Origin of the sequence: Abyssisolibacter fermentans (genome assembly GCF_001559865.1) — a bacterium.
Lineage (GTDB): Bacteria > Bacillota > Clostridia > Tissierellales > MCWD3 > Abyssisolibacter > Abyssisolibacter fermentans.
The window spans coordinates 17,790-37,259 of record NZ_LOHE01000081.1; the positions used below are offsets into that span (position 1 = coordinate 17,790).

The following is a 19,470-nucleotide window of genomic DNA, read 5'->3' on the forward strand; positions in this document are numbered from 1 at the left end:
CCCAGTATGTTTGCTTATTAAACCTTTTACTTATAACTATCATTAAGTATTAATATTATATTTTTAATTATATAAAATGGTTACTATATACTAATTAAATATCAATTTAGAAACAAATAAAAATAATCTTTTATATGCACCTTTAATCTATAAAATAATATTTATATAAGTAAGATTAAATTTATAGGAGGTGCTTTTTTTGCTTTCTAAAAATAATATTTATAAACTTCCCATCAATAAATCTGTAAAATTAAACTATAGTAATAAAATTATAAATATAAACGACGAAGATGCACAAAAATTCAAAGTATCAGTAATTTGCTGTACTAATAAAAATGAAACTCTTGATAATATAAAAAAGAATTATTTTAGACAAAATTTAGTAAACAAAGAATTGATAATAATACTGAATAACAATAATATTAACAACTCCTTATGGAAAAAGGAATTATCAAAATTTGATAATATATATGTTTATCAGTTAGATCAAGCTATATCACTTGGAGAATGCTTAAATTACGCAATATCAAAAGCCCAATATTCCATTATTGCCAAATTTGATGACGATGATTATTATGGTAGTAGATACCTAATAGATTCAGTTAAACCCTTTTTATATACTGATGCTAAAGTAGTTGGCAAATACACTACTTATATTTATTTTAAAAAAGATAAAATCCTTGCAATTAGAAATCCAAAACGCGAACAAATGTATACCTACAGAGTTGAAGGATCCACTTTACTAATTAAAAAAGAAGTATTTAATGTACTTAAATTTTCTAACAAAAATTTAGGAGAAGACGTACAATTCTGCAAAGATTGTATTGATAATGGTTTTAAAATATATTCTCATAATAAATTGCACCATGTTTATATAAGACATGGAAATACTCATAACCATACATTTAAGATGCAAGATAGCTTGTATCAAAGTATATGCAAGAAAATTGCTATAACAGATGATTATGAAAAGTATTTGAATTTTTAATTGTATATCGACGCGCAAGATTGCACACCACTTGTTAAATATAATCGGTACCCTCCACCTATAGAGGTGGAGAAATCTTGTGCCTTGTTTTAATTACACAAAAATAAACTAATGTTCATACTATAAACTAGAGAAAATTAATCCTTGCTAGATCATATACTAAATAAAATAACTATTTTTTGACCAAATCAATATTTTCTTTAAAAGAATATCCTAATGAGGTGATATATTATTAATAACAAAGATCATGTAATCAAAATAAGTAAAAATGAAGCCTCGTTTCACAGTTCTTATACAAATTTTACTCCAAACCCTAAACAGCACAAAAATCCTGTAAATAAAAATATTAACCAAGTGTTATTAAGAAAAAAAATATATGCACCTTCATCTAAAAAACCTACAGATAAAAAATATGATGATTTTGGAGTATCAATAATAACAATAACAAATAAATTCTCATTTTTAACTAATATTTTCAATAATTATAGTAGGCAACTTTATAAACCTAAAGAGTTAATAATATTATTAAATCATGATTATCTTGATCTACCTACATGGAATAAAAAAGCTACAGAATATAAAAATGTTAAAGTTTTTAAACTTCCATCTCATTACACACTCGGTAGGTGTATAAATTATGCGATATACAAGGCCAAATATCCACTAATCGCAAAATTTGATGATGATGACTATTATTCAGATGAATATTTAAATAACTCTATTAAAGTAATGGGAAAAACAAACGCTGATGTAGTTGGCAAAGGATCACATCTAGTCTACTTTAAAACACTTAATACTTTAGCATTAAGAAATCCAGGCTATGAAAATAAATTTGTTAATTTTGTAAATGGTTCTACTTTGTTATTCAAAAAAAGCATATCAGATTCGGTTAAATTTAGAAATATGAACGCTGCTGAAGATGTTTTCTTCTGCCGCGATTGTTTGTCAATGGGATTTAAGGTTTATTCAACTAATAGATATGATCATATATATATACGGTATCCAAATAAATTAGATCATACTTGGAAAATTACTGACAAAACATTATTAAACAAACATTGCATAACATTAGAAAAGAATATAAGTTTAGAAGAATTAAAAAAGAAAAAAGCTATAATTTAAAAGTTTGCTGAATATCAGCAAACTTTTAAATTATTATACTAATCGTCATCATCTTCAAATGTTTCATCTTTTTCAATTAATATGGAATCGAAGATATTATCTTCTTCTTTTTGAATATGTTTTGTTTCATTATTACATGAAACAATATTTAATCTTGCTTCACCAATAACCTCTACACCTATTTCATATTCAACCTCAACAGATATAGCTGGTTTTCCATCCTTGTTAATTACCATAGTACCTAATGTATTTGGGTTCTTGTTTATCCAAGCTAAAACATGTTTATTATAGTACTTATTATCTTCAATCTTATCTAGTTGCATGTTTTCACTAAACTGAATTATATTTTTAGCAACCTTAGTATCTCCATTTGCTTCATACCAAACATGTACCTCAAATTTACCATTTACTGTTACATCCATTTTTTTTGGTGATATTTCATCAAAACTGCTTTCTAGTATTTCAGTGTTCTTAATAGTACATCCTAATATCTTACTTGGTTTTCTATCTTCAGTTGTAATATAAATAGTAGTATGGAAAGTTTCTGTAGCTTCGCCGCAAACAGCATTTGTTATTATTGTCCTAATTTTACTATTTTGAGCCGATTTAACACGCTTTCTATCCATCATTCCCCTCCTCTACAATAAAACATTCTATTAAATATAATATTCAGTAAAATTACATGGGTGATAATTTTTTTTAATAATACTAATCATGAAAATTATTTTAAGAGTATTAATCTTAATATACATAATTCATACTCTTATTAACCTTTACTAATCTTTATTCATTAATCATTTATACTATTCCTTATAAATAATTATGTTGCACATTTTTTTTATATCTGAATAAAATAAATAAAAAAAGGAGGTAGTAATTATGAAATATCAAGAAAGCTACTTAGGTTCTAGAGATGAAAGCATCAGGAATCTTAAAGAAATCTTCTCTAAGTTAGTAAAAGATTCATTGGAAATAGAAGGAGAATGCATAAAATTACCATATGACAACGATTTAGAAGTAAAAGTAAAATATGAAGAAGATGACTATGAAGGAAAATTAGCAATCAAAATACAATGGTATTATGAAAGTGATGAAGAAGATATCGATGACGAATTAGAAGTTGAAATTTAGTATGCCTAATGGGGGATTATTCCCCCTTTTATAATGTATAGGAGGAAATTCAGGATGGATGCTTCAATAAAAAAAGAAATTACAAATGTGTTGAATCATTATAATTTAAATGTTAAATCTGTTAAAACAGAATCTTATAAAGTAAAAAAAGGTGTTTGGTGGATAGAAACATCAACTGATACTAAAATATTAAAGATGCATTCATATAACAAAGGTATAATAGAATTCATACTAAAAGCAAGCGTACATTTAAGGAATAATGGAGTAAATATTCCTGAAATAATACCAACAAAAGATAATAAAAGTTATGTAAATGTTAACGAGCATTATTTTATACTTTCTGAAGCAATAGAAGGAAAAAAATTTAATTATGTGAATGAAGCTGAAATCGAAGCCATGATAAAATCGTTAGCAAATTTTCACAAAGCATCATTAGGTTTTAAAATAAATGAGTGTGATAACTATAGAACACACATCGGTAAATGGGTACAAAAACGTAAAAGCAAAATTGAAAAACTAATAGTTTATTATACCAACATTGATAAAGAAAAATTTACCAAATTTGATTCTTTAATATTATCTGAATTTAGACATTTTTATAATAGAGCAATTAATTCAATTTCAGAAATAGATAGTTCAGATTATTATAAATACAATAATATCATAAGTAAAAATGGTGGTTTATGCCATCAAGATTTTGCAGCGGGGAATCTTATAAAAACACCAAATAATAAAATATATATAATTGATATGGATTCAATTACAGTTGATATACCTCTTAGAGATATTAGAAAACTTCTAAATAAAATCATGAAAAAGAAAGGTCATTGGGATATAGATTTAACCGGCAAAATAATCTATTGGTACAACTGTGTAAATCCACTTGAAAAATGGCAATGGAGATTATTAAAATCAACCCTCTTATATCCTCATTTATTTATTGGAATAATGAGCAAATATTATGAAAAAAGAGAAAAAACCTGGAATGAAACTAAATACTTAAAAAAATTACAAGATATCATTAAACTTGAACATTCTTTAGAAAAAATAATCAACTCAATAGAAGACATATTCCCTGAATAAAGGAGGTAATTTTTGTGAAAGACAATAAAAAAAATGATTTGCATGAGTTAGCTAAAAGAGTATTATTTGAATACGGAATTTATACAGATAATATAACTTTAATTCAAGATCAAGGTTTAAAAACCTTGTGGAAAATTGGATACAACAATAATTATTATTGTTTAAAAAGATTAAAACACTCAATTGAAAAATGCAAATTCACAGTAAACGCTCAAATTCATATATATAATCAAAACGGTAAAGTTCCAAAAATATTTTTAAATAAACATAACAATCCAATATCCATAATAAACGACCATGCCTTTGTTTTATATTCATGGATTAGTAATAAAACACTCAACTTTGGAAATAAAGAACAATTAAAACTTGCTCTGAAGGGTCTATCTCATTTCCACAAGTGTTCAATAGGTTATATACCTCCAACTGATTGTAAAATATCCTCTAAACTTGGTCGCTGGCCATCTCAATATGAATCAATGAAAAATAGAATGCTTAAATGGAAAGATCAAGCTATACAAAATAATAGCATTACCTCTAATTCATATTTAAAACATATAGACTCAATTATTGAAATTGCTGACATAGCTATTGACAAATTAAATACTTCAAATTACAAACAACTCACATCACTTGATAAAAAAAATTATCCTCTCTGCCATCAAGACTATGGTGAAGGTAATGTACTATATTACAATAATCAAGTTTTTGTTATAGATTTAGACGGTATAACTTATGATTTAGCTATTAGAGATTTAAGAAAAATATTAGGAAAAAGGATGTATAAAAATAATAGACTCGATAAAGAATTCATATCTACTATGCTTAAATCATATGATAAAGTAAATAAATTATCTCATGAAGAAAAAAAATTATTAGTAATAGATATGATATTCCCACATTGGTTCTTTGGTGATACAAAAAATATTTTCAAAAAAAATAAAAACATCAACCCTTCGAAGATAAACAATGTTGCAAAATTTGAAAACAATAAATTAGCAACAATGCAAAACCTTTTAAAGGGAGGTTTATTATGAAATTAGCATTTATATGTACAGAAAAATTACCTGTTCCTCCAGTAGCAGGTGGAGCAATTCAAATATATATACAAGGAATTTTACCTATACTATCAAAAAAATATGATATAACTGTATACTGTTTAAGCCACAAATCGCTACCTGATGAAGAAATCAAAGATGGAGTCCATTATATAAGGGTAAAAGGACGTACCAAAGATGAATATATAAACAATATAAAAAAACACATACAACAATCAAGTTATGATGTAATACACGTATTTAATAGACCTAAATGGGTCTTAAGATTATTAAATTCTGCACCAAACTCCAAATTTACATTGAGTCTCCATAATTCAATGTTCTTACCAAAAAAAGTTGATTCAGTCCGTGCAAAAAAAATAATAAAAAACGTACATTTTATCTGTACTGTAAGCAAATTCATAGCAGATGAAGTTGCTCAGTTATACCCAGAGGCTGCAAGCAAATTATTCCCTATATATTCAGGTGTAATTTTAAATCAATATAAAACTATTTGGGATGATAAAAATGACAAAAGAATAACTTTAAGAAAAAAATTAAATATAAATGACAAGAAAGTTGTACTATTTATCGGCAGATTATGTAAAAAGAAAGGTACTCATATAGTAATGAATGCAATAAAAAAAGTCATGGATACTAGAAATGATATAGCAGCAGTTTTTGTTGGCAGTAAATGGTACGGAAAAAATCAAACTGATGATTTTATAACAAAATTGCAACTAATGTCCAATGAGCTTAAAGGTCCGGTTATTTTTACAGGTTTTTTGCCTCCAAAAGTAATACCTGATTATTACAGCATAGGAGATATCTTTGTCTGTGCTTCTCAGTGGGATGAACCATTAGCAAGAATACATTATGAGGCTATGGCAGCAGGACTTCCAATAATAACTACAAACAGAGGAGGAAACAAAGAAGTTATTAATAATAAAAATGGTTTTTATATAAATGAATATGATAATCCAGATTTATTTGCTGATAAAATAACATATTTATTAAATAATAGTGAAGTACGAGAAAATATGGGAAGAGAGGGACGTAAACTAGTAGAACAAGTATATAATCTAAATAGAACAGCTAACCAACTATTAGAACTATTCGAACCATTAGATGATTTTTTCACTTTTATATAATATAAATTAAATCTATCTTATTGTATATTTATAAAATATATCCATATACTTGTATTTGTATATAATATATTTTTTGGTATTATTTATTATATATTTGACATCTTTTTATTGTAATGATTCTGGAAAAATATATAATAAAATATGAAAACAAAATAGTAAAGGAGTGGATATATTGTTAAATATTTTAAATTTAATGGACCAAGTGAAAAAAAGAAATCCTGGTGAAGATGAGTTTCATCAAGCTGTTATGGAAGTTTTAGAAAGCTTAGAACCTGTAATCGAAAGACATCCTGAATATAAAAAGGCTGGAATATTAGAAAGAATAGTAGAACCAGAAAGACAAATCATGTTTAGAGTACCTTGGCTAGATGACAAAGGAAATGTAAAAATAAACAGAGGTTTTAGAGTGCAATTTAACAGCGCTATAGGTCCATACAAAGGCGGATTAAGATTTCATCCTTCTGTATATCTTGGTATAATCAAATTTTTAGGCTTTGAGCAAGTATTTAAAAATTCTCTACCAGGTCTTCCTATAGGTGGTGGAAAAGGTGGCTCTGACTTCGATCCTAAAGGAAAATCAGATAATGAGATAATGAAGTTTTGCCAAAGCTTTATGACCGAACTATACAGACATATAGGACCGGATTTAGATGTCCCTGCTGGTGATATTGGTGTAGGAGCTAGAGAAATCGGTTACTTATTTGGTCAATACAAAAGAATTAGTAATTCATACAGAGCAGGAGTATTAACAGGCAAAGGCTTGAATTATGGAGGTTCTTTAGCTAGAAAAGAAGCTACAGGCTTTGGTTTAGTGTATTTTGTAAGAGAAATGTTATCCGCTCATAATAGTTCTTTAAAAGACAAAACGATTGTTATATCTGGTGCTGGTAACGTTGCTATTTATGCATGTCAAAAAGCACAAGAATACGGTGCAAAGGTCATAGCAATGTCAGACTCCAAAGGATATATTTATGATAAAAATGGTATTAAATTAGATACAGTAAAACAAATTAAAGAAGTTGAAAGAAAAAGAATTAATGAATATATAAATCATCATCCAGAAGCTGAATATCATGAAGGCCAAAAAGAAATATGGGAATTAAAATGTGATATTGCACTTCCATGTGCTACACAAAATGATATAAACGAAGAATCAGCTAATATACTTATAAATAACGGTGTAATCGCAATAGGTGAAGGTGCAAATATGCCGTGTACAAATGAAGCTATAAAGACATTTCTAAATAATAAAATCTTATTAGCACCCGCTAAAGCTGCTAACGCTGGTGGAGTAGCTACATCTGCGTTAGAAATGTCTCAAAATAGCTTGAGATTATCTTGGAGCTTTGAAGAAGTTAATAAGAAACTTGATAATATAATGGTTAATATATTTAAAACAGCTTCTGATGCAGCTGCAAAATATGGAAAATCAGAAAATTATGTAGCAGGTGCAAATATAGCAGGATTCTTAAAAATTGCAGATACAATGATTGCACAAGGTTTAGTGTAATAAATACGTTTTAAAATATTTGAAACACTCAAAAGGAGATATTTCAAAACAATTTGAGATATCTCCCTCTTTATACTATTTCAACTCTTTAATTTACTCAAAAAATCTTTAAATTTCTTTTCTGTAGAATTATTCCCAGCTTCATAATATTTTTTATTTACAATTTCATCTGGAAGATATTGCTGTTTGACATAATTATTAGCATAATTATGAGGATACAAATATTCAGTCCCTCTATTTAACTTTGAAGCCCCTTTGTAATGAGCATCTTTCAAATGATTTGGTATATCCCCAAAATTACTGGTTTTAATATCTGATAAAGCTTTATCGATTGCTTTGATTGCTGAATTAGATTTTGGAGAACTTGCAAGTAATATTACTGCCTGTGCCAATGGAATCCTTGCTTCTGGAAAACCAAGCTTTAGTGATGCTTCAACTAAGCTATTGACTATTGTTATAGCATTGGGATAAGCTAAACCAATATCCTCACTTGCTATCACAAGTAATCTTCTGCATATTGATTTTAAATCACCTGCTTGAACCAATCTAGCTAAATAATGTATAGCTGCATCTACATCGCTTCCTCTAATAGATTTCTGAAAAGCACTAAGCGTATCATAATAGCTATCACTAAACTTATCAAAACTAAAACCTGTTGATTGAGTACATTCTTTAGCAATATTTATATCTAGCTTAAAAGCTTCATTTCTTATATTTGAATAAATAGCTATTTCTAGATCATTTAAAGCACGTCTTAAATCACCATTAGAAATATTAGCTATATACTTGATTGCGTCATCATCGTAATCAATATTCTTATTTAAAACTTTATTTTCAACAATCTCAATTGCTCTAATCAGACCTTTATAAACATCTACATTTGTTAATTTTTTAAATTCAAATATCGTTGACCTGCTTAAAATAGCATGGAATATCGTAAAATATGGATTCTCAGTCGTACTCGATATCAGGGTTATGTCACCATTTTCTATATATTTAAGTAATGATTGCTGTTGTTTCTTGTTAAAATTCTGTATTTCATCTAAATATAGCAATACTCCTTTATTAGTTAATAACGTACCTAAATCATTAATAATATTCTTAATATCCTTTAATGAAGCATCTGTTGCATTTAACTTGTATAACTTTTTATCTGTAGTTTTTGCAATAATATTAGCTACAGTAGTTTTCCCTGTCCCAGGAGGACCATAGAAAATCATATTAGTTACATGACTAGATTTAATAATTTTACTTAAAAGTTTACCTTGTCCTAATATATGCTGCTGTCCTACTACATCCTCTAAATTAGTAGGTCTGACTAAATCTGCTAATGGTTTCATATAATCACCTATCTAAATAATTCTAACCAATTAATTTTTTTATTGTGCTTACAACATAATCTATATCTTCTTTAGTTATATAATGGTGAGTGACAAATCTATACTCTCCATTCTCTGCTCCATTGATCTTAATATTATTATCTAATAATTCTTTTACAAATCTGTCTTCTTCAATAATTGAAGAAGCTAAGTTAAAAAATACCATATTTATATCAATTCTATCGTAATGAATAAATATACCATCAATTTTTGATAGTTCATCAGCTAAATATTTTGCATTTTCATGATTATCTTTTAACATTGGTACCATCTCTTTTAACGCAATAATACCAGCTGCAGCTAGTATACCAACTTGTCTTAAACCTCCACCCATAAGTTTTCTATTTTTTCTAGCTTTATCAATAAACTCTTTACTACCCGCTAGCATTGAACCTATTGGTGCACATAATCCCTTTGAAAGACAAAACATAACGCTGTCACAATACTTAGTTATTTCCTTTACATCAATTCCCATAGTTGTTGCGGCATTAAAAACTCTTGCTCCATCTAAATGCACAGGTATATCTCTTTCTTGTGCTATATTGTATATTTCTATCATATTTTCTAATGGTATAACTGTACCTGAAGAATGAGCGTTCTCTAAACAAATAAGTCCTGTATCAGGAAAATGTATATCCTTACCTCTTATAGCTTTTATAACTTCACTTGGATACATTAAACCATTCTTTCCTTGCATAATTCTCAACTGAACATTCGATATTACTGCAGCAGCACCTACTTCATGTACAAATATATGAGAATTTTCATGTAGTATGACTTCATCTCCTCTTTTAGTATGAGTAAAGACAGATAGTTGATTTCCAAATGTCCCACTTGGTACAAAAAGAGCAGCTTCCTTACCAACCATATTTGCTGCTAAAGTTTCCAATTCTTTAACAGTCGGATCATCTTCGTATACATCATCACCAACAATCGCCTCAAACATTGCTCTTTTCATATTTTCAGTCGGAGTAGTAACTGTATCACTTCTCATATCTATAATTTTCATAATAATCCTCCTAATATTTAATGCTTATTTTGCTATATTCAACAAAAATCACAACAATCCTTCTAAGCAGGCAACAAAAATGTTATATTTTTAGAAAAGAACTGAAATTTATTGATTATGTGTTATATATTTACTTATGAGTTAAGAAATGATTTCTAATAAATCACTTACTCCTAGTAACGAAGTGAGTATGAGTTACAGAGTTACTTATTATACAGCAAATCTCACAAATCTTCTATAAATACAAAAAAGAAAACTTTTCCTTTCGTTAACAAAATTTAGATTATATTCACAATTAAAGCACTAAATCCTCTTATTTTCTAATGAATTTACTAGTCACAGGATATGAATAATCAACATCATTTAATATATTAACTATTGCTACTATTGAAAAAAACATGTTAATTATGCTAGAAACAAAAAATAATAACCCAAAGGTTAATACAGCTATAATAGCACCTAAAATAACCATACCTAATTGAAATGCTATCGCTTCCTTAGCCTGAGTCTTAACAAAATTGTCATTAGATAAAAACAACACAATTAAAGGTGCTACAATTGGCAAGCCAACAAATATTCCTAAATGTGAAACAGAACATAGTAATTTCTGCTGTGAATTTAGCATTAGAATCACTCCTATTTAAAATAACATGAGTTTCATATAGTATTCTCTACAGGCATTAATTTAATACATAGTAGTTGTATATTAGTATTTTTGTAGCCAAATCACTTAAATATTGAATTTGATTTCCTCTTTTAATTCAAAAACTTAATTTCTCTCTAAAAAGGAGTGCCTCAAATACTCATGATTTTTGGCACTCCAGTTGTTATAAATAATTTAACTCTACTTAACAATAATCTTATTAACATACTCAGACGTTGAAGCTTTCAGTATTCCTGCATAAGTTAACTTAAATGATACTACATCTCCTACATTGTATTGTTTGTCACATTTAGTTACATCCATTAGTAAATGATCGCCACTACCACCTAATATATGTATATTTTTATCATCAGGTATAATCTCTCCAAGATCTATATCTTGCCTTCCAACTGCACAAATAGCCCGCTTTATAATTCCTCTGTCTTCAAAAACAGGTCTATTGCCAAAAGCATCCATGCCTATTTCGCCTATTGGAATTGAAGGTTTCTCTTGCATTTCAATTATTTCAACTTTTAACTTAAAGCAATCATCATACATATCATCAATTTGTTTGCCGTATGCAGTCTCTCTACCTAACACTAAAACCTCACCTAATCTAAGCATATTAATTGTATTAGGTATCTGTCTATCTTCTAACAAATAAATAGTACTTGAATTTCCACCAGAAACTACTTCTAATTCGTATCCTATAATTTCTTCTATCTCTTTTTTGTAATTACATAATCTTGATAGATTGTCGTATTCAGGTATTACTCCGCCATAACAAGTCAGGTTAGTCCCTATTCCAAGTAATTTAATCCCACTAAGATTCACAATTTCTCTAGCGAAAGCTATAACTTTATCATCATCAAATAAGCCTTCTCTTAGATCACCTAAATCGAGCATCAATATAACTCCATGTATCTTCCCTAACCTTTGAGCTGCCTCTGATAAAAGTTCTACAGTTTCTATTTCAGAATTTAATGATATATCTGCATATTTTACAATCTCATCTACTCTACTTTGCATTGGCAACCTCAAATAAATCTTTGGAATATCAATATGCTGTAATTTTTTTAAATTATTAATCCTTGAATCAGCCAAATATTTCACTCCACAACTTGCTATAGCTTCGGCTACTTCTTGATGAGCACAAAAAACTTTTGTTACTGCTGCAATATCAATATTTACTTTTTCGCACATATTAATAAGCGTCTTTGTATTATGTTTAATTTTGTCTATATTGATTTCTATACAAGGATAACTCATTTTTAACCTCCTTATATACAATCCGAGCTGGGTTTTCAGCTCGGATTATTTCTAATTAATACCTAAACTTTTTTTGAGTAAAGCAACTCCAGCTTCAGGATACTTCTTAGATAAAACTCCTAAAGAAGCCATTATATAATAATTATCGATAAGAATTTTAGCTTCCCTTGTTGGAAATAGCCCATCACCTTTGTTATTTTTAGCTATCATACTCATTATTTCTTTACTTTTAGCTAATCTAGTTAAAGCTCCACCTGTTCCAATAATATACTTAACCTTGGTTAAATCCTTACCCTCAGCTAAAGTACTTTTACCAGACGGACCAAAAAGATTTCTAAGCTTACCAGCATGTCTTTGCACTGCTGTTAAAACTGCTTCTAAAGTTAATTCCTCAACAAACCTTTTCTCTATATCACTTTTTGGTATTGGTTTATGATTTTCGATTATTTCCTCTAATTCATTTTTATAAATACTCATTCTATCAGCTAACTCTTGGATGCCTATCAAATCTACAATATTCCTCATATTCACATAAACACCCAAATCACCTTCAACTGTTCTTTTTGCTACTGGTTCAGGACTTATCAGTATCCTATTTATTTCTTCACTTCCCTCAGTAACAGAATGAACATCAGTAGTAGCCCCTCCAACATCAATAGTTACCAAATCTCCCATATCTTCTTTCAAAACCTTAGATGCCAAAAGTACTGCCCCTGGAGTAGGTATAATAGGTCCATCTACCATATCTCTAACACTACTCATTCCAGGTGCATTTGTTATATGTTCTTCAAATACATCTTGTATAACTTTCCTAGTAGGTTCAATATTTAATTGATCAATTTTGGGATAAACATTTTCAACAAGATATAACTTAGCCTTAGAATCTGCAAATATTTCTTTTATTTCTTCTTTATTTTCAATATTACCAGCATATATCAGTGGAACATCTAAATCCAATTCTCTTATAAGCTCAGCATTATGGATAGCTGTATCTCTCTCTCCATAATCTACACCACCAGCTAATAAAATTATATTTGGCTTTATATTTTTAATCTTTTTTAAATCTGTTCTCCTCAATTTGCCAGCAGTAACAAGGTGAATATTTGCTCCAGCACCTAGAGCAGCTTCTTTAGCTGCTCTAACAGTCATATCATACACAAGTCCATGTACAGTCATTCTTAATCCACCAGCTGCACTACTAGTAGCAAACATCTCATCATATTCTAACACATCAACATCAAGATATTGTTTTAAACTTTCAACAGCACCTTTTAAGCCTATATTTACATCTCCTTCTTGTACCGATGTAGGTGCCTGCCCTTGACCTAAAAACTCTATCTCGTTACCTTCCTTAACCCCATTAAAAGCATTTACAACTGTAGTAGTACTCCCTATTTCAGCAATCAAAACATCTATTTTCATTTTGCCTCTTTTTCCCTTCTTCTTTTAACTAGGAAGGTTGCAACATCTACTCCTTTAGAGCCTCTACCAAAACCAGCATCTATTCCTTGCTTAACAGCTATTTCAGGTGTGACTTGAGTACCACCTGCAGTAATCATGATTTTATCTCTAATTCCTTTTTCAATACAAAGCTCATTTATTCTCTTCATGTTCTTATAATGGATATCATCATGACTTATTATAGTTGAAGCTAATATTGCATCTGCATTTAATTCTATAGCAGCGTCAACTAATTTTTCTACAGGTACTGATGTTCCTAAATAATGACATTCAATGCCATATTTCTCAATTCCACCATGTTTGATATCTATTATTTCTCTTAGTCCAACAGAGTGTTCATCTTCTCCTACGGTACCAGCAACTATCTTCATAGGGTTATTGCTGATATCTTCTCTAATCTCATCATCTGTCATAACTTCAGGCTTTGGAGGTATAACTAAATCATTTATATCAATAGTAAATGGAACTTTACCTTTCAATTCAATTCTTGTACCTTCTGAAGCTTGCATTATTTCTTTATGAATAACTTCAACTTCCTCAAGACCCATTTTTTTACCAAATTGAATCGCTGCAAACTCAGCAGTTCTTTCATTAGTTGGAAGCATCATAGTTAATAATACAACACCATCTCCTTGCCATTCCATTTCAGGTTTTATCAGTGAGCTATTTCTTAATTCTTTAGTTTCTTCCATTCTCTTATAGACATTGTCATTTTCATCAAGTTCGTCTATATAAACAATTTTACTTCTATCTTCAAATGAACAGCCATCAATTAAAGAAGAAGGGTTATCTACTGCATTTTCATCATACTGAGCAATATTATTATATCCGAAAAATGCTGTAACCGGAGCCATATAATCTTCATCTCTTTCGTAAACAGTACCAACACCAGTACCACCATTAATCTTTCTAACGATACCATCACCATTTCTTTCAGGATAATAACCAGAATCAACAAAGAAACCTTGTTCTACAGCCTTAAAATATCCCCCGTTTTCTATAATTTCTTCCATGAAAAGTACTGCTCGTTCTTTGAGTTCTCTAACTTTATCAGCTAAATAACCTTCATCTCTCTTAAGTTCAAGCATTTCCATTAGACCATCCATACCTACTAATGCTTGTTTAGCAGTATCAGTACCTTCTATATTAAATATATGCCATGGTACATTTCTACCTTCGTCTGGAGTAATAGTAGATTGAATTTCAGCTCTCGTAAGCTTTGATATTAATAAATTTAATGTATGTGTTACAGTAGCTTCTCTAGTAGATGAACCCATATATTTAGTATTTTGTTGGGCTCTCATCTTATATTCTTTAAACAATTCACGTAGAGCAACTGCATATGGTAAATCAAGCTTCATGCATGGTGCTGGTGGAGCTGTAGGTGGAACTGTAGAAAGACATATATCTTCTTTCTTCATACCAGCTTTAACAGAGAACATTGAATTTATTGCATGTTGTACCATCAATTCTGGCATAACCTTCCAAGCTTCTCTTGCAGTAGCATTTGCATTATGAGCACCATCTATTTGTGCAATTCTTGCCCATGCCATAACATTTTTAGCATTAGCTGCATCAACAAATGATCTAACCATGTTTATATTTCTATATAATACATTGTACTGTGGATCTTGATGTGCACCATTAACACCTTCTTCAGCAAACATAACTGCTACTTCAGGTCCAGCAACACCACTTACATAAGAGTGATAATTTATTGGGCGTCCTACTTCTTCTTCTATTATATCTAAAGCTTTTCTTTGTGCTCTTACTTGTTTTCTAGTAACAGGTATACCACCTATTCCTTGTGGAGAACCTTCTATAAGTCCATCAAAATGACTTTGTCCAGCAGTTCTAATTACCATTAGATGATCTGCACCATGCCAAGCTGCCATTCTCATTCTTCTGATATCATCTTCAAATCTACCTGAAGCAATCTCAGTTGTTATAACATTATTTGGTTGAGGATCTATGTCATCAAAGAAATGTGCTGCTGGTAACGGTTGACTTTGATCTAATCCCTTACTACAATCAGAATATTCAAATTTACCTATTTTAGCCTTGCCAAGCGGCTCTCTCCAATGCCATCCTCGTCTTTTTGGCTCATAGTTTTCTAAATCTTTAAGTATATTTTCTATGTTAAGCTTTTCATTTGGCTTTAATTTCATTATTTAACACCTCCGTCAAAAGCTTTTTCAACTGAGTCCCATAGTTCATCATTTATAAGCTTTAATCCAGCTTCCTTAATACTTATATTATTTAATCTAGCAGCTTTATAAACTACATGACCTGCACCTTTGCCAATTAAACCTTTATCGATAACTTTATTAACAATCTCTTTTGCCTCTATACTTGAAAATCCCATCCTTAATAATACTGATCTCTCAATTGAAGGAGATGTGCTATTTTCTGCTAAGTTTATTAATGGATCTACTACTTTTTCTGCTAATTCCCAAAACTTTGCCTCTAATTCTGCTTCAGATAAATCTTTCAAGTGTTGTCTTCTTTTTTCATAATCATCCACTCTACTCATGTAATCATCCCTCCTGAATAGTAACATTCATTTGTTTAAGTATATTTAACACGTATTCTTCATCTTTATTGACTTCTTGCATTAAAAACTTAATATCTTCTATAGTAATACTATCTATATCGTTATTCTTAATAGCATTTTTAATCAAGGATGTTCTCAATTTATTCATATCTATATCTTTAGCTTTTATTAACTCAGGTTTACTTGGTAATATTATGTTTTTACCAGGTATCTGATCTTTAGGTTCACCAATAATTACATCAATTCCATTTTCTTTAGCAAATGAAAGCTGTGGTTGAATATGTTTGCCTGCTCCTGTATATTCAGTTTCTTGAACCACTATTATCTTATCTTGATCAAGTTCCCTAGCTAATGAAAATGCAGCTGTTAAAGAAGTATTGCCAGCAGGTCCTCTTTCAATACCTTCTAATTGAGCTAATGCCTCAGTGATATAGAAAACCTCACCTTGAGTTACTGTAAAATATCTATCCATATATCTTAAAGGTCTTGCAGCAGATCTTGGAACATCCGATCTATCTGGCCACGTAGAAAATGGCATTCCAAACCCAGTATGACCAGTAGTAAATGATTTTTTGTTAAATTGTTCATCACTAGCCATATGTAGTCCTTTTAGGTCAACACTAGCTCCAACTATTTGTACACTCTCAGCACCAGCTTTTAACAAACCTCTAGCTGTACCTGTAAGATTACCACCACCAGCATTTGTTGCTACAACGACATCAGGATCTCTTCCCTCTTTTTCTCTAAATTGCATAGCTATTTCATAGCCTAAAGTCTCTACACCAGCTATTCCAAATGGGGTATATAATGAAGCATTAAAATAACCAGTTTCTTCTAATAACAATAAGAAATAATAAAATAACTCCGGACCTACTGTCAATTGTACAACTTCTGCTCCATAAGCTTCACATTTTCTAGCTTTTTCAATAATCTCTGGTTGTCCTTTTCCCTTTGAATCATAGCATTCTTGAACTATAATACATTTTAATCCATGCATAGCTGCTTGACTTGCAACTGCAGCGCCATAATTACCACTAGTCGCAGCTATAACACCTTTATATCCTAATTTTTTCGCATGATAAACTGCATTTGCAGCTCTTCTAGCTTTAAAACTTCCTGAAGGATTACTAGCTTCGTCCTTCAAAAATATTCTTGCACCTTTACCATTTGGTGCACACTTTCTAGCAATATTAGTAAGATTTCTTAATTCATAAACTGGTGTATTACCAACACCTGTCATACCTTGTATCTCAATCATTTCTTGTAATGTATATCCAGTTTCCTTCATCATTCTTTCATAATCAAAAGCTATACCACCAGATTCAAATTCTTTATAATCAATACCAACAGCTTTTTTCATTATTTCATTTCTTCTTGACATAACTGCTAAATAACTATTATCACTCATCACATTCACCTGCTTCCAATAAAGCTCTCAACTGTCTGCCAACGTACATCAATTCAGGTACAAATTCACCATAATTATGTCTATACACAGGATCTATTTCTAATAGTTTTCCTTTAATTTTTCTACCTATATATGTTTCAACCTCAACTATATCTCCAATTTCGGCTTTTTCATCTAATAAAAAACCTTTATCCCACATTTCAAGTGGTACCATTTTAGTATCATCAGGTACTTGTGGTGCTCTTTGTTCTGGAGTTAATATGACATTATATATTCTTACCCAATCTCCCTTTTTTGCCTCCATTTAAATCGCTCTCCTTTTATAGTATTCAACAATACTTGTTAACTAATCTCTATCTATTAAATCTCTCATATCTCCCATTATTGCTCTAGGTACTGGTAAGTCTAACATTGTTTTTAATCCTGCTTTTGAATTAATAACATGAGGAATCATATTTACGCACATAGCAATTGTTCCTATTCCTCCTGGAACTTCTGGTTTGATGCTCATATTAATGTCAGGTGTTCCTTTAATAGTAATATAATCTCCAGTATCTGTTCCTTCTAACTGTGGTTCTACTTGCTGTGGATGAACCATTTCAACCTTTAAGTCACCGTCAACATAGCCATAACCAAGCATATTACAACCTGCTACATTACCCGGCTGAACTTCTACATATTTAGTCTTTCTATAAACATTAGATACAATTGGAGCCATTGTCTGTTTAACTTTATCACTTAGTTTCCAACCTATAGCATCTGTAATCATACCAACTGATTCAGAAAATCCAACATGTCCTGCTAATGTACCATCTTTTACACCTTTATTGAATTCATCAACTGTAATTCCAACACCTTGTTCTACCATAACCGCATGACCAAATGGTGATAAACTGTTAACCCTTTCTGCTTTTATATGATCCACATCTATACAAGCACCTGTAAGAGCTACTACTAATAAATCCATTATTAATCCCGGGTTAATTCCAGTTCCTAGTACAGTTACACCATTTGCCTTAGCTATTTCATCTAATTTTTTAGTAAGCTCTGGTTCTTGTGCCTTAGGATATGCCATCTCTTCAGCAGTTGAAACAATATTTATTTTCTTTTCTAAAATAAGTTTTATTTTATCAAATGCTTTAGCAGTAAATGAATCAGTAGCTAGTATGGCAACATCAACATGCTTATCTCCAATAACTTTTTCAATATCATTATTAATTATGACCTCAGGTCTATCTCCTCTTTCTACACCTAAAACATCATACATGCTTCTATTAACTCTAGCTTTATTTCTATCACATATACCAACTATTTCTACACCTTTTTTGTTTAAAAGCATATTAGCCATACCACTACCCATAGCTCCAAATCCCCAAATTATTACCTTAATATTTTCCATATTACAAACACCTCCATATATTTTTGACAATTTTATTAAGTATAAAATCACAATTAACATAAATTATATTGTGATCTTATTTATTAATATTTGCAATTAATATGCCAATTATTTCAGGATTTGAAAATATAATAGAAAATTACAAACTTGAGTCAAATGCTTGTATTCTTTGAGATTAAATTCAATATTGTCTAGATTTATGAATAATTAAATTTGATTTAAATAAAAAAAATAAATAACTGCAAAATATTTTGCATATTCATGCAATTATATTTGCAGTTATTAGAATTTTACCCTGATTATTCATACATATAACTTTGAATAGTATG

Annotated in this window: 18 protein-coding genes; 7 read left to right on the forward strand and 11 right to left on the reverse strand. The window is 29.8% G+C overall.

Annotated elements, in window-relative coordinates; translation table 11 throughout:
• Positions 1–199: 199 nt before the first annotated feature.
• Together AYC61_RS16355 and AYC61_RS16360 are read left to right on the forward strand one after the other, a co-directional pair.
• Positions 200–988 (forward strand): glycosyltransferase family 2 protein, encoded by a 789-nt coding sequence (locus tag AYC61_RS16355; protein ID WP_066504987.1) that lies wholly within the window; start codon positions 200–202, stop codon positions 986–988.
• 354 nt (positions 989–1,342) lie between these two features.
• Positions 1,343–2,110 carry a glycosyltransferase gene (locus AYC61_RS16360; protein WP_162265483.1) on the forward strand — a complete coding sequence of 256 codons (768 nt, stop codon included), beginning with the start codon at positions 1,343–1,345 and terminating at the stop codon, positions 2,108–2,110.
• A gap of 38 nt (positions 2,111–2,148) precedes the next feature.
• On the opposite strand, the gene cotE is transcribed toward AYC61_RS16360, so the two are convergent.
• On the reverse strand, positions 2,149–2,736 hold the full coding sequence (gene cotE, locus AYC61_RS16365) for an outer spore coat protein CotE (protein WP_066504991.1): 588 nt from the start codon (positions 2,734–2,736) through the stop codon (positions 2,149–2,151).
• A gap of 253 nt (positions 2,737–2,989) precedes the next feature.
• Here cotE and AYC61_RS16370 point away from each other — a divergent pair, with 253 nt between their 5' ends.
• The 5 genes from AYC61_RS16370 to gdhA all read left to right on the forward strand — a co-directional run bounded on the left by AYC61_RS16370 (position 2,990) and on the right by gdhA (position 8,019).
• Positions 2,990–3,241: a hypothetical protein gene (locus AYC61_RS16370; RefSeq protein WP_066504994.1), complete on the forward strand. Its 252-nt coding sequence runs from the start codon at positions 2,990–2,992 to the stop codon at positions 3,239–3,241.
• Between the two features lie 54 nt (positions 3,242–3,295).
• A complete protein-coding gene (locus tag AYC61_RS16375) occupies positions 3,296–4,324 on the forward strand; it encodes a CotS family spore coat protein (RefSeq protein WP_066504997.1) in 1,029 nt (342 codons plus the stop codon).
• Positions 4,325–4,338: 14 nt separating this feature from the next.
• Positions 4,339–5,358 (forward strand): CotS family spore coat protein, encoded by a 1,020-nt coding sequence (locus AYC61_RS16380; RefSeq protein ID WP_066505000.1) that lies wholly within the window; start codon positions 4,339–4,341, stop codon positions 5,356–5,358.
• The gene (locus AYC61_RS16385; protein ID WP_066505002.1) at positions 5,355–6,509 is read left to right on the forward strand and encodes a glycosyltransferase family 4 protein; all 1,155 of its coding nucleotides are present in this window, start codon (positions 5,355–5,357) and stop codon (positions 6,507–6,509) included. The genes AYC61_RS16380 and AYC61_RS16385 overlap by 4 nt, the downstream gene beginning before the upstream one ends.
• A 193-nt stretch (positions 6,510–6,702) precedes the next feature.
• On the forward strand, positions 6,703–8,019 hold the full coding sequence (gene gdhA, locus AYC61_RS16390) for an NADP-specific glutamate dehydrogenase (RefSeq protein WP_066505065.1): 1,317 nt from the start codon (positions 6,703–6,705) through the stop codon (positions 8,017–8,019).
• An 80-nt stretch (positions 8,020–8,099) separates the two neighbouring features.
• On the opposite strand, the gene AYC61_RS16395 is transcribed toward gdhA, so the two are convergent.
• The 10 genes from AYC61_RS16395 to ord form a co-directional block, all read right to left on the reverse strand.
• Positions 8,100–9,359, reverse strand: coding sequence for a replication-associated recombination protein A (locus AYC61_RS16395; RefSeq protein ID WP_066505004.1), 1,260 nt, complete (start codon positions 9,357–9,359; stop codon positions 8,100–8,102).
• 22 nt (positions 9,360–9,381) lie between these two features.
• Positions 9,382–10,407 (reverse strand): low-specificity L-threonine aldolase, encoded by a 1,026-nt coding sequence (gene ltaE / locus AYC61_RS16400; protein ID WP_066505006.1) that lies wholly within the window; start codon positions 10,405–10,407, stop codon positions 9,382–9,384.
• 313 nt (positions 10,408–10,720) lie between these two features.
• Positions 10,721–11,032: a DUF4870 domain-containing protein gene (locus AYC61_RS16405; protein ID WP_066505008.1), complete on the reverse strand. Its 312-nt coding sequence runs from the start codon at positions 11,030–11,032 to the stop codon at positions 10,721–10,723.
• A gap of 219 nt (positions 11,033–11,251) precedes the next feature.
• Positions 11,252–12,319: an ornithine racemase Orr gene (orr, locus tag AYC61_RS16410; RefSeq protein WP_066505018.1), complete on the reverse strand. Its 1,068-nt coding sequence runs from the start codon at positions 12,317–12,319 to the stop codon at positions 11,252–11,254.
• A 51-nt stretch (positions 12,320–12,370) separates the two neighbouring features.
• Positions 12,371–13,741 carry a GlmL-related ornithine degradation protein gene (locus AYC61_RS16415; RefSeq protein WP_066505021.1) on the reverse strand — a complete coding sequence of 457 codons (1,371 nt, stop codon included), beginning with the start codon at positions 13,739–13,741 and terminating at the stop codon, positions 12,371–12,373.
• The gene (gene oraE / locus AYC61_RS16420; RefSeq protein ID WP_066505024.1) at positions 13,738–15,948 is read right to left on the reverse strand and encodes a D-ornithine 4,5-aminomutase subunit OraE; all 2,211 of its coding nucleotides are present in this window, start codon (positions 15,946–15,948) and stop codon (positions 13,738–13,740) included. The genes AYC61_RS16415 and oraE overlap by 4 nt, the downstream gene beginning before the upstream one ends.
• Positions 15,948–16,313, reverse strand: coding sequence for an ornithine aminomutase subunit alpha (locus tag AYC61_RS16425; RefSeq protein ID WP_066505026.1), 366 nt, complete (start codon positions 16,311–16,313; stop codon positions 15,948–15,950). Before AYC61_RS16425 ends, oraE begins: the two co-directional genes overlap by 1 nt.
• A gap of 4 nt (positions 16,314–16,317) precedes the next feature.
• Positions 16,318–17,742 carry a 2-amino-4-oxopentanoate thiolase subunit OrtB gene (gene ortB / locus AYC61_RS16430; RefSeq protein WP_066505036.1) on the reverse strand — a complete coding sequence of 475 codons (1,425 nt, stop codon included), beginning with the start codon at positions 17,740–17,742 and terminating at the stop codon, positions 16,318–16,320.
• Complete coding sequence (gene ortA / locus AYC61_RS16435; protein ID WP_066505040.1) at positions 17,735–18,046, reverse strand: 2-amino-4-oxopentanoate thiolase subunit OrtA; 312 nt, start codon at positions 18,044–18,046, stop codon at positions 17,735–17,737. Before ortA ends, ortB begins: the two co-directional genes overlap by 8 nt.
• A gap of 42 nt (positions 18,047–18,088) precedes the next feature.
• Positions 18,089–19,141, reverse strand: coding sequence for a 2,4-diaminopentanoate dehydrogenase (gene ord, locus AYC61_RS16440; protein ID WP_066505052.1), 1,053 nt, complete (start codon positions 19,139–19,141; stop codon positions 18,089–18,091).
• Between the last annotated feature and the right edge of the window lie 329 nt (positions 19,142–19,470).